This is a genomic window from Kitasatospora sp. NPDC032757 (assembly GCF_055579305.1).
In genome coordinates this window covers 1-11,802 of sequence record NZ_JBVINN010000033.1, presented here as the reverse complement: position 1 = coordinate 11,802, position 11,802 = coordinate 1, and the positions used below count along the sequence as shown (strand labels likewise).

Sequence of the window (11,802 nt, the reverse complement as noted above, 5' to 3'; positions counted from 1 at the left end):
GGTTCTGCCTACCTCCCCACCCTTAGCGCGCGCTATCGCCGGCGCCGCCCCCCCCCCCCCCCCCCCTGTCCCCCCCCCCCCCCCCCCCGCGGCGTCTGCGGGGCTCAAGCTTCCTTGCAGATCACGCCGAGCGCGGAGAGCCGGATGTCGGGGGTCGCGACCACCGCCTCCAGCAGACGGCCGAACTCGCCGACCGCCCGCGTGACGGTCGCCCGGTCGTAGAGCGCCGTCGGGTACTCCACGGTGCCGAGGACGCCGGCGGGGGAGCCCTCCTCGTCGAGGGTCTCCGTCAGGGTGAGATCGAGATCGAGCTTGGCGGAGACGCCGCGCATCGGGAAGGCCTCGACGGCCAGCCCCTCCGGTTCGAAGGCGAGCGAGGTGTGGTGCTCCATGGTGAAGCCCACCTGGAACAGGGGGTTGCGGCCGGTGGCACGGGGCGGGTTGACCGCCTGCACCACCTTGTCGAACGGCACGTCCTGGTGGGCGAGCGCGGCGAGGTCCGCGGCGCCCACCCGCGCGAGGAACTCACGGAAGGCGACGTCCACCGAGAGGTCGGCCCGCAGGACCACCGTGTTGATGAGGAAGCCGACCAGCTCGTCGAACTCGGCGTGGGTCCGTCCGGCCACCGAGGTGCCGATCGGGATGTCGTTGCCGGCGCCGAGCCGGGCCAGCAGCACCGCGAAGCTCGCGTGCAGGGCCATGAACAGGGTCGTGCCGCTCTCCCGGGAGAGCCGCAGCAGCGCGGCGTGCAGCTCCGGAGCGATCGAGACCGCGACGGTGTCGCTGGACGGGTCGGCCGTCGCGGACCTCGGACGGTCGCGCACGAGCGTCGCCTCCGCGGGCAGGCCGGCCAGCGTCGCCCGCCAGAAGGCGAGCTGACGGTACGTCTCGGACTGCTCGTCCGCCTCGTCGCCGAGCAGCTCGTGCTGCCAGAGGGTGTAGTCCGGGTACTGCAGGGCGGGTTCGGGCCACTGCGGTCCGGCGTTCCGCAGCCGCGCCGTGTAGGCGGTCGTCAGGTCGGTGAGCAGGGGGCCGGTCGACCAGCCGTCGCAGACGGTGTGGTGCATGAGGAGCAGGAGCACGTGCTCGCCGGGGGTGCGGGTGAAGAGGTGGGCGCGGACCAGCGGCCCCCGGGCGAGGTCGAAGACGTGGGAGAACTGCGCGGCGACGAGGCCGGCGAGGTCGGCCTCGGTGGTGTAGCCGGCCCGGTGGAGGCGGAGGTGTGCCTCGGTGGGTGAGAGGACGTGCTGGTGGGGCTCCCCGTCGGTCTCGTGGAACTCGGTGCGGAGGGCCTCGTGGCGGGTGATCAGGTCGTTGAGCGCGTGGTGGAGCGCGGTGGCGTCGAGGTCGCCGCGCAGGCGCAGCGCGATGGGGACGTTGTAGGAGGCGCTGGGCCCCTGGATCTGGTCGGTCATCCACAGGCGGAGCTGGGCGGGCGAGAGCGGTAGCGGGGAGGGGCGGGGGTCGATCCGGCGGGGGGTGATGCGGGGGCGGGCGGCGGACTGCCGGATGTGGGCGTCGAGCTTGGCGACGGTGGAGGCCCGGAAGACGGTGGCGAGGTCGAGTTCGGTGTCGAAGACGGTGCGGACGCGGCTGGCGACGCGGACGGCGAGGAGAGACTGACCGCCGAGGTCGAAGAAGTTGTCGTGGAGGTTGACGCTGTCGCGGCCGAGGAGGTCGGCGAAGATGCCGCAGAGGATCTCCTGGGCGGGGGTGCGGGGCCGGCCGGCCTCGGTGGTGCCCGCGGTGCCGGCGGCGGCCTCGCCACCGGGGGCGTCCCGGTCGGCGGCGGCCGGGGGCGGCGGGAGTTCGAGGTGGCCGTCGGGCCGGCGGCGGGCGCGCTGGCCGGTGGGGAGGGTGCCGGTGACGCCGAGGGGGACGGGCCGGCCGGCGCGGTCGAGGACGGCGAGGGGGGTGGCCGCGGTGGGGCGCAGGTGGGGGTGGTGCCGGTGGAGGGCGGCGAGGGTTTCGGGGGCGGGGAGGTCCCCGGTGAGGTGGAGCCGGGTGAGGGAGGGGTCGGTGGCGAGCAGGGCGGCGAGCTCGCCGGTGTCGACGGTGGGGGCGTCGGGCGGTGTCGCGGGGGTGCGGCCGAGGAGGTCGGCCTCGCCGGGCACCAGGATGCCGGCGTGGGAGACGGGTGCGTCGGGCGTGGTGGCGAGGGCGTCGAGGACGAGGGTGAAGCGTCGGGCGAGGAGTGCGGCGGAGTCGTGGTCGAACAGGTCGGTGGCGTAGTTGAGGTGGCCGCGGATTCCGGTGGGGGCGCCGTCGCGGTCGAAGGTCTCCGCCAGGTCGAGGTAGAGGTCGAACTTGGCGGAATGGCGTTCGACGGATTCGGCGGTCTGCATGCGGACGTCCAGACCGGGGAAGTCGGGTACGGCGGTGTCGTGGTTCTGGAGTTCCAGCATGGTCTGGAAGAGCGGGTGCCGGCCGGGGTGGCGCTGTGGAGCGGCGGCGTGGACCACCGCTTCGAACGGCGCGTCCTGGTGGTCGAAGGCGCTCAGGTCGAAGTCCCGTACACGGTCGATGAGTTGGAGCCAGGTCGGGTCGCCGGAGAGATCGGTGCGCAGCGCGACGGTGTTGACGAAGAAGCCGACGAGGTCGGTGAGGGCTTCGTCGGAGCGGCCGGCGGTGCCGGTGCCGATCGGGATGTCGTCGCCGCCGCCGAGGCGGTGTAGGAGGGCGGCGAGGGCGGCGTGCAGGACCATGAAGAGGCTTGCACCGCTCTCCTGGGCGATCTCCCGCAGCCGGGCGTGGAGTTCACCGCCGGTGGAGAGTGCGGCGCCCCCGCCCCGGTGGGTGGCGACGGCCGGGCGGTGCCGGTCGGTGGGCAGGGCGATCTCGTCCGGCATTCCGGCGAGGGCGGTGCGCCAGAAGCCGAGTTGCTCGGCCAGCAGTGACGTGGGGTCGTCGACCGACCCGAGGACCTCGCGTTGCCAGGCGGCGAAGTCCGCGAACTGGACCGGCAGCGGCGGGGAGGTGGGCGGGGTGCCGGCGAGTCGCGCGGAGTAGGCGTGGGCGAGGTCGCGCATCAGCGGCCGCACCGACCAGCCGTCCACCACGATGTGGTGGAAGACCAGTTGGAGGACGAACTCCTCCGGCGCGGTGCGCAGCAGCCGGGCGTGTACGGGGGCCTGGCGGGTGAGGTCGAACAGGTGCCGGCCGCCGGCTTCGAGCAGGTCCGGCAGGTCGTCCCGCGCCGCGTCGACGAGGTGCAGCACGCCGCCGGCCGGGGGCGCGGCGATCTGCTGGACGGGCGTGCCGTCCACGTCGGGGAAGCTCGTGCGCAGCACCTCGTGCCGGGCCAGCACGTCCCCGACGGCCGCGTCCAGCGCGGCGACGTCGAGCGGGCCCGAGATCGCGGCCTGGACGACGATGTTGTACGTCCAGCCGGTCCGCTCGAACCGGTCGAGCAGCCACAGCCGGTGCTGGCCGAACGACACAGGGATCACGAAATCTCCTCCAGGAGCATCGAAGGCCGCCACCGCGCGCCGCAATGGTCAACATCCGAACGCTAGACGCCGGGCCCCGCCCGCACCGGCACCCCGACCGGCAGAACCCAGGCACCTGGGCCGGCCCGCGGAACCGCCGGGGGAATCTGCCGCCCGGCCGCCTCCGGCGCTGCCGATCCAGGGCTTCCCGATCTCCTACGGTCGTGATTCGTCGTACGCGGCGGTTTTCGGCAGAACGGCAATCCCGAGGTGGGTCAGTGAGCGCTCTATTCGATGATGCGGACGGCGAGTTCCTCGTCCTGGTGAACGGTGAGCGGCAGCACTCGCTGTGGCCCGCGGCCCTGGACGTCCCGGGGGGCTGGGAGAGCGTGCACGGCGGGGACAGCCGGCAGAACTGCCTCGACTACGTCGACCGGCACTGGACGGACATGCGCCCGGCGTCCCTGGTCGCCGCCGTCGAGGGCACCGCACGGGCGACCGCCCCGGGCGGTAGCCCGTCGTGACCGGCGCGCAGACGGTCCTCGCGCTGGAGTTCCGCGGTGCCGGCGACACGGCCGACTTCGGTTTCCTCGCCCGCGAGGGGGTGGCCGGGCTGGTCCGCGTCGACCCGCTGGTGCACCACGTCGACCGGCCGCTGACCCTCTCCGAGCAGGCCGCCCTCGTCGCCGCCCGGCTTCCGGACCGGCCCGCCCTGGTGCTCGCCTACTGCGGCACGGCCGCCCTCGCGTTGCACGTCTCGGCGCTCACCGGCACGCCGGCGCTGCTGGTGGACCCGTATCCGGTGACCGTCGAGGACATGCTCCAGGACTTCCGCAGGCTGTGCGCGGCGACCGGCATCGACCCGGACACCGCGGCGGAGCCTGCCGCCGGGCCGGACGTGGCCCGGTGGGAGAGGGCGCTGTCGGCCGGGCGGGACGCCATGGCGGAGGTGCACGGCGGCGACGAGGAGGCGTACGAGATGGTCGACGACCTGCTCGACCGCTACCGCGCCTGGCTGCGCTTCCTCCAGGCGAGCAGGGCCGCCGAGCCGGTGGCACCCGCTGCGCCGGTCGTCGGTGTGACAGCCCGCCCGGATCCGCGGCTGGACCTCCTGGTCGCCGACCCGGCCGCCGTCGAACTCCACCGCGTCGACGTCCCCGCCGGGCTGCTCGACTCCCCGGAGGTCCGGGCCCGGCTCACCGCCGCCATCCACCGGTACGCGCCGACCGCCGTAGCCGCACAAGGGAACAGTTGAGCTGATGGAGCAAGTCACCGGAACCGGCACGCTGCACGAGCTGATCGAGGCGCGCGCCGAGCGGGCCCCCGACGCGGTCGCGGTCGTCGCCGGCGGCGAGTCGATCACGTACGCGCAGCTCGTCGCCCGCGCCCGCCGGCTCGCCCGCTCCCTCGTGCGGGCGGGCGCCGAGCCCGACACCTTCGTCGGAGTGGCCGTCGACCGTTCGGTCGAGGCCGTGGTTGCCGTGGTGGGCACGCTCTTCTCCGGCGCCGCCTACATCCCGATCGCCACCGACCTGCCCGAGGACCGGATCCGCCTGATCGCCTCCGAGGCGCGGCTGCGGCTGGTGACCGGCGTGGACGCCGAGGTCGCCGCGGCGGCCGGCGCCGAGTTCCGGCCCGTGGACGCCCCGGCGGACGACGGCGACGAGGGCGACGACGGCGAGCTGCCCGTCGTCCACCCCGACCAGGCGGCGTACGCGATCTTCACCTCAGGATCGACCGGCCTCCCGAAGGGCGTGGTGATCTCCCACCGGTCGGTGGTGGGCTCGACCCTGGCCCGGTTCGGCAGCTACCCCGAGCCGTCCGTCTACGCCGTCCTCGCGCCGCTCACCATCGACGCCGCCGTCGCGGGCCTCTACTTCACGCTCGCCGCCGGCGGCCGGGTGCTGCTCCCCGGGGAGGAGGAGATCCGCGACCCGCAGCTCCTCGCGGACCTGCTCGGGACCCACGAGGTCAGCCATCTGGACGGACTCCCCTCGCAGTACGCGGCGCTGCTGCGCTTCCACCCGGAGGCCGCGGAAGGGCTGCGCTGCGTCATCCTCGGCGGCGAGGCCCTGCCGTACCCGCTGGCCCGGGAGCACCTGGCCGCGGTCCCGGGGGCGGAGCTGCACAACGAGTACGGCCCGACCGAGTCCACCGTCTGGGCCACCACCCACCGCTGCACCGACACCGACACCGGGCCGCACGTACCGATCGGCACCGGCGTCCCGGGCATCCGCGCGGAGGTGCTGACCGATGCGCTGAAGCCCGCCGCGCCCGGCGAGGTCGGCGAGATCTGGCTCTCCGGCCCGCACCTCGCACGCGGCTACCTGGCCCGGGCGCGACAGACGGCGGAGCGCTTCGTCGCCCACCCCGACCCGGGCTTCCCCGGCGAGCGGATGTACCGCACCGGCGACCTCGGGCACCTCGACGAGGCCGGCGAGATCGTCTACCACGGCCGCTCGGACCACCAGGTGAAGGTCCGGGGCTTCCGGGTCGAGCTCAGCGAGGTCGAGGCGCGGCTGCTGGAGCACCCCGAGGTCCTGGACGTGGCCGTGGTGCCGCACACGGGCATCACCGGCGTCCGGCTGGTCGCCGTGACCGTGCTCGCCCCCGGCTCGGAGCCGGGCGCCCGGGCGCTGTCCGCGTTCGCCGCCGGCCGGCTGCCCGCGTACATGGTGCCCACGGTCTGGCGCCGGGTCGACGGCCTGCCGGTCGCGGTGAGCGGCAAGGTCGACCGGCACGGGCTGCAGGCGGACGCCCTCGGCGTGGGGTCCGCCCTGCCCGCGTGACCCGCGGAGCGACCCGACCAACCCGGGGCGCCGCACCGGCGCCCGCCACGAGGCAACGAACAGAGGAAGCGGAGGTCCGGCACCCATGAACGGCCATGCCGACGAACAGAACCCCGTCCGGTCGGACGGCACACGGGCCGGCGCCACGGGCGGCGACCTGTCCGCGCTCGTGCTCGCGCTCGCGCACGAACTGCTGGAGCGGACCGACGTCCGTGCCGACGAGGACTTCTTCTCGGCCGGCGGTGACAGCATCCTGGCGATGCACCTGGTCGGCCAGCTGGCCCGCCGCACCGGGCTCAAGCTGCGGGTCTCGCTGCTCTTCGCCAATCCGGTGCTGCGCGACTTCGCGGCCGAGGTCGAGCAGCTGCGTGCCGCCGCCACGGCCGCCGCCGCGGCACCCGCCGTGCCCCTCGCCGCCGCCCTGAGCGCCGCCCGCGCCACCGACGGGAGCGCCGCCAGTGCGTCGTGACTTCGATCCGGTCCAGGCGGCCCTGGTCACCGAGGTCGACGAGGTGCTCGACGGCCTCCGGCCGGACGCCGGCGTCCGGGAGTCCTTCGAAGCGCTCGGCGCCGCACGGCTGCTGGCCGTGCACTACCCCGAGGAGTACGGCGGCCGGGGTCTGAGCCTGGCCGCCCACTCGGCGGTGTCGGAACGCATCGGCCTGCGCGGCCTGCCGGACGTCGCCCACCTGATCACCGTCCAGGGGGTGGGCTGCCCGCTGCTGACCTTCGGCACCGAGGAACAGCGCCGCCGCTGGCTGCCCCCGATCACCTCCGGCCGGCTGCTGGCCAGCCTGCTGCTCTCCGAGCGGGGAGCCGGCAGCGACCTGACCCGCGTCACCACCGGCGCCGTGCCCGACGGCGACGGCTGGCGGATCACCGGCGAGAAGACCTGGAGCCTGCTCACCGAGTTGTCGCAGATCGCACTCTGTTCGGTGCGCACCCGGCAGGGCGACAGCCGGTACGACGGGATCTCCCTCTTCCTGGTCGACCTGCGCGACGCCGGGGTGCGGATCGAGCCGGTCGCCCGTGCCTCCGGCGAGCCGTACTACACGATCACGCTGCGGGACGTGCGGGTCGACCGCGATGCGCTCGTCGGCGAGCTGCACAAGGGCTGGGCCCTGCTGCCCACCGTGATCGGCTTCGAGCGCGGTGGCTTCGACTACCTCACCCGCGCCCAGTCCTGGCTGGCCGCCGCCCGCACCGAGCTGACCGCCCGGCCGGAGGCCGAACGACGGGTCCTGGCAGCGGACTTCGCACGCCGTCAGTTCCTCGTCGAGAACGCCCGGGCGCTCGCCTACCACGCCGCCGGAACCGCCGAGGGCCTGGAGACGGACGAGACCGTCACTGCGTACGCGAAACTCGCGAGCGGCCTGGCCGCCCAGGCCGTCACCCGCTGGGCCGCCGAGGAACTGTTCTCCGCGCCGGGCCCGGACGAGGCCGCACCCCACCGAACCCTGCTGCGCGCCGCGGTGGCCGAGGCTCCGGAGCTGACCATCTCCGGCGGCGCGCAGGAACTCCAGCTCGACCTGATCGCAGGAGAATTCATGATCGGCAGGACGGTCCGATGAACCTCCAGCTGGATGCGACCCAGCACCGGCTGACCGACGCCGTCGGCAAGCAGGAGGCGGCGGCCGCGCCCGACGCCTCGGGCTGGGACGTCCTCGACGCGGTCGGCCTCTCCGAACTGCTCGCCCCGGCACCCGGTGCCCGGCCGCTGTTCGGGCAACTCGAATGGCTCCTCGTGCTGGAGGAGCTGGGCGCGGGCTGCCGACCGCACACCCTGGTGCGCTCGGTCCGCAGCTACCTCGACGTGTACGCGGAGGGCGGCCACGCGCCGGCCGCCGCCGAGGCCTACCGGGCCTGGGTCGGCGAGCACCGCACCGCCCCGGCCGCCGCCGACGCCCTGGTGGAGCACGCCCCCGACGGCCGGTGGCGGCTGTCCGAGCCCCGGCCGGAGGCGCTCGCGGGCCTGCCGCAGCCGGTCCTCGACGCCTCCGCGGCGAAAGCGGCGCGCGACCGCGACCTGCTCGCCCTCGCCGCGTACGCGTGCGGGGTGGCCCGGCGCTGCCTGGAGGCCGCCCAGGAGCGGGCCGGCGAACGCGTGGTCGCGGGCCGCCGCCTGCTGGAGCACCAGGGCACCGCCCACCGCATCGCGCGCTGCGCCGTCGACCTGACCATCGCCCGGATCGGGCTGTGGCGGGCGGCGCACGGCGAGGACGAGGGCGTGCCCGCCGGTCACCTGGCCCCGTCCGCGGCGGCGGCCTGCGTGTCGGCGGCGCTGGACAGCGCCCACACCGTCGTGCAGGCCTTCGGGGCGGCCGGTACCAGCGACCCCGGGATCGTCCGGCTGTTCCGCACCGCCTGCTCGCTGCCGGCGCTGACCGGCTCGCCGCGCGCCCTGTGGCAGGAGGCCGGAGCGCGGCTGCCGCTCACCGTCTGAGCGGCCGCCGCCGTCCACGAGAAAGGGCCCGGGCCGATGGCCCGGGCCTTTGACGTGCGGCGCGCTCTCACGCGGCGGTGCCTTCGGCCGTACGGCGGGTCAGTGGGGTGACGGGGGCGGCCTGGGCGGCGCAGAGCGCGAGTCCGGCGACCGTCGGGGCGGAGAACACGTCCGCGACGGCGACCTTCACACCGAGCCGCTTGCGCGCCAGGGCCGCCAGGCGGATGGCGAGCTGCGAGTGGCCGCCGAGGCTGAAGAAGTCGTCGTCGAGGGAGATCTGCCGTACGTCGAGTTCGAGCACCTGGGCGAACAGCTCGCGCAGCGTCTCTTCCACGCCGGTGGGGGTGTGCTCAGTGGTCATGTCGGTTCACTTTCCTGACTCCGGGAGTCCCGGTCTGCGGAGGGACGAGGGCGGCCTCCGCAGCGGGGCGGTGGCCGGGGTGAGGGACGGCGCCGCGGGTCAGACCGCGGTGGCGACGGGCTCGCGCCCGGCGGCGAGCTTGGCCGGCGTCATCAGCCGCCAGACCAGCGCCGTCATCACGGTCATCGCCACGAAGCCGACCCAGAACGGCGCGGTGATGCCGAACGACCGCGCGATGACGCCGCCGAGCAGCGAGCCGATCGCGGCGCCGCCCATGCTGAACAGCATGTAGACGCTGTTGATCCGGCCGAGCATCTCGCTCGGGGTCACCCGCTGGCGCAGCGTCACCCCGACGACGCCCCAGATCGTGGCGTGGGCGCCGAAGAACACGAGCGTGACCGCCGCGATCCACGGCGCGCGGGTCACGGCGAGGACGAGGTGGGAGAGGGTCTCGATGAGCAGCCCCGCGCGGAGCAGGGCGGCCGATCCGAACCTGGCCTCCAGGCGCGAGACGGACACGGTGCCGATCACCCCGCCCACGGCGGACACCGCGAGCAGCAGGCCGTAGCCGGCTCCGGTCAGTCCGAGCCGCTCGCGCGCCCACAGCACGTACACCGCGAAGATGCCGCCGTAGGTGAGGTTCATCAGGCCCATCGTCACCGCGAGCATGCGCATGGCCTTGTGCTGCCACAGCCAGCGGAGGCCCTCGGCGATCTCCTGCCACACCGTGCCGCGCGCCGCGGGCGTGGCGTCCGGGGCCGGCGCCGCGGCGTCACCCGGACTGTGGCCGGGGCGGGGGCGGAGCGAGAGGACGAGGACGGCGGCGAGCACGAAGCAGGCGGCGTCCGTCCCGAACGGCAGGGCCGCCGCGAAGACGAACATCCAGCCGCCGAGCGGCGGGCCGGCGAACTGGTTGCACACCATGCGGATGCCGGACAGCCAGGCGTTGGCCTTCGGCAGCTCCTCCGAGGAGACCACGCTGGGCAGCAGCGCCTGACCGGCGTTGTCCGCGAGCGTGGCGCCCACGCCCAGCAGGAAGACCGCCGCGTAGACGGCGGGTATGCTCGCCCACCCGCGCCACACCAGCATGGCGAGCACGGTCATCACCACGGCGCGCAGCACACTGACCGCGCCCACGACGAGCCGCCGGTCCACGCGGTCGACGAACACGCCGCTGAAGAGCGAGAAGAGCAACCACGGCAGCTGTTGGGCGAACACGGCGCCGGCGACCACCGCGGGATTCCTGCTGATGGTCGCCATCAGCAGCGGGCCGGCGGCGACCGTGACGCCGTCTCCCAGTGAGGACATTCCGGATGCCAGCCAGAGCCTGGCGTAGTCACCCTTGAGAAAAGCAGCCATGGATGAGGGATCCTAGCAACGTGGACCTGCACCGGGGGAGGAGATATCGCGCCCGTCACAGCGGCAATTTCCCGGGCAGAAATGCGGCAGATCCGCCGAGTCGGGCTCCCCATGTGAACTACTGGCACGCGCCGGCGTTCGATGACGGCATTCACCTGGAGAACCGGATGGGGAGAGCGGAAATGAATGACGGGGTACTGGTCCTGACCCGCGAGCAGGTCGGCTCCTGCCTGGCCGGCGGGCAGGCCGAGGTGCTGGCCGCGGTGCGGTCCGCCTACGAGGCGCACGCGGACGGTGCGACGGCCGTACCGCTCTCCAGCTTCCTCACCGTCGCCACCCGGCCCCGGGACCGCATCGTCGGGATGCCCGCCTACCTGCGCACCGACGAGGAGCGGGCCGGGATGAAGTGGAGTTCGTCGTTCCCCGGCAACGCCGAGGCAGGCAAGGACCGCGCCTCCTCCGTCATCGCACTCAACTCCCTTGCCGACGGCCGCGTCACGGCCCTCATGGAGGCCTCGGCGATCAACCTCGCGCGCACCGGCGCCAGTGCGGCCCTCGCGGCGTCCACCCTGCACGGCGAGGAACGGCTGACCACCGTCGGCGCCATCGGCTGCGGGCCGATCAACCTCTCGATCGTGCGCTACCTCCGTGCCGTGTACGGCGAGGGGTGGCGCCTGCTGGTGTTCGACATCGTGGCGGAGCGGGCCCACGCCTTCGCCGCCCGCGTAAGGGAGTTCGCGCCCGACGCCGCGGTCGAGGCGGTCGGCTCGGCCGACGCGGTGCTGAGCGCCGCTCCGCTGGTGTCGATCGCCACCAACACGCCCGCGCCGCACATCGAGAGCCTGGCCCGGTGCCCCCGCGGCGCGACCGTCCTGCACATGTCGGTGCGCGACATCGCCCCCGACGAGATCGAGCGGCACGACAACGTGGTGGACGACCCCGACCACGTCCTCCGGGTCAACACCTCGCTGCACCTGCTGGAACAGCGCCACGGCCGGCGGGACTTCATCCGCACCACGCTCGGCGACGTGGTGCGCGGCCGGCAGCCGGCCCGCCGGAGCGCGGACGGCGTGGTGGTGTACTCGCAGTTCGGACTCGGCATTCTCGACATCGCCGTGGCGGCCCACGTCCAGGCCGTCGCGGCGAAGGCCGGCATCGGCACCTGGATTCCCGGCTTCCACGTCGGTTAGCTCCCGTCCGGCCCGCCCCGGGGAGACGGCGGCGGCGTCACGTGGCCGGACTCTCCGCCCGGACACCGGCTGACCAACGGTCACCGAGCGGACACGGAAATGCCGCAGGGCCCGGGCCGTCGTCTCCTCCAGGGCAGGGCCCACGAGCTTTTTTGCCCCCTCCCTCTGGTGTGCAAGCTTTCCCCCGCCCCCCCCCCCCTTCCCCCTGGGACCCGGTCCGCCTCCCGCGTGC

Annotated in this window: 10 protein-coding genes; 7 read left to right on the top strand and 3 right to left on the bottom strand. The window is 74.2% G+C overall.

Annotation, left to right across the window (positions count from 1 at the left end; genetic code table 11):
* Positions 1–104: 104 nt before the first annotated feature.
* Positions 105–3,449 (bottom strand): condensation domain-containing protein, encoded by a 3,345-nt coding sequence (locus tag ACZ5WK_RS28990; RefSeq protein ID WP_465551609.1) that lies wholly within the window; start codon positions 3,447–3,449, stop codon positions 105–107.
* 257 nt (positions 3,450–3,706) lie between these two features.
* Between ACZ5WK_RS28990 and ACZ5WK_RS28985 the strand changes: the two genes are divergently transcribed.
* The 6 genes from ACZ5WK_RS28985 (at position 3,707) to ACZ5WK_RS28960 (ending at position 8,660) form a co-directional block, all read left to right on the top strand.
* Positions 3,707–3,952, top strand: coding sequence for an MbtH family protein (locus ACZ5WK_RS28985; RefSeq protein WP_465551607.1), 246 nt, complete (start codon positions 3,707–3,709; stop codon positions 3,950–3,952).
* A complete protein-coding gene (locus tag ACZ5WK_RS28980) occupies positions 3,949–4,683 on the top strand; it encodes a hypothetical protein (protein WP_465551605.1) in 735 nt (244 codons plus the stop codon). The genes ACZ5WK_RS28985 and ACZ5WK_RS28980 overlap by 4 nt, the downstream gene beginning before the upstream one ends.
* Positions 4,684–4,687: 4 nt before the next feature.
* A complete protein-coding gene (locus ACZ5WK_RS28975) occupies positions 4,688–6,217 on the top strand; it encodes an amino acid adenylation domain-containing protein (RefSeq protein WP_465551603.1) in 1,530 nt (509 codons plus the stop codon).
* 85 nt (positions 6,218–6,302) lie between these two features.
* Positions 6,303–6,686, top strand: a complete 384-nt coding sequence (locus ACZ5WK_RS28970; protein WP_465551601.1) for a phosphopantetheine-binding protein — start codon at positions 6,303–6,305, stop codon at positions 6,684–6,686.
* The gene (locus ACZ5WK_RS28965; protein ID WP_465551600.1) at positions 6,676–7,788 is read left to right on the top strand and encodes an acyl-CoA dehydrogenase family protein; all 1,113 of its coding nucleotides are present in this window, start codon (positions 6,676–6,678) and stop codon (positions 7,786–7,788) included. The genes ACZ5WK_RS28970 and ACZ5WK_RS28965 overlap by 11 nt, the downstream gene beginning before the upstream one ends.
* A complete protein-coding gene (locus ACZ5WK_RS28960) occupies positions 7,785–8,660 on the top strand; it encodes an acyl-CoA dehydrogenase family protein (RefSeq protein WP_465551598.1) in 876 nt (291 codons plus the stop codon). The genes ACZ5WK_RS28965 and ACZ5WK_RS28960 overlap by 4 nt, the downstream gene beginning before the upstream one ends.
* A gap of 67 nt (positions 8,661–8,727) precedes the next feature.
* On the opposite strand, the gene ACZ5WK_RS28955 is transcribed toward ACZ5WK_RS28960, so the two are convergent.
* Positions 8,728–9,021, bottom strand: coding sequence for a phosphopantetheine-binding protein (locus tag ACZ5WK_RS28955; RefSeq protein WP_465551596.1), 294 nt, complete (start codon positions 9,019–9,021; stop codon positions 8,728–8,730).
* Between the two features lie 99 nt (positions 9,022–9,120).
* Positions 9,121–10,380, bottom strand: coding sequence for an MFS transporter (locus ACZ5WK_RS28950; RefSeq protein WP_465551594.1), 1,260 nt, complete (start codon positions 10,378–10,380; stop codon positions 9,121–9,123).
* Positions 10,381–10,562: 182 nt separating this feature from the next.
* On the opposite strand from ACZ5WK_RS28950, the gene sbnB reads away from it, so the two are divergent.
* The gene (gene sbnB / locus ACZ5WK_RS28945; RefSeq protein WP_465551592.1) at positions 10,563–11,570 is read left to right on the top strand and encodes a 2,3-diaminopropionate biosynthesis protein SbnB; all 1,008 of its coding nucleotides are present in this window, start codon (positions 10,563–10,565) and stop codon (positions 11,568–11,570) included.
* Positions 11,571–11,802: the final 232 nt, after the last annotated feature.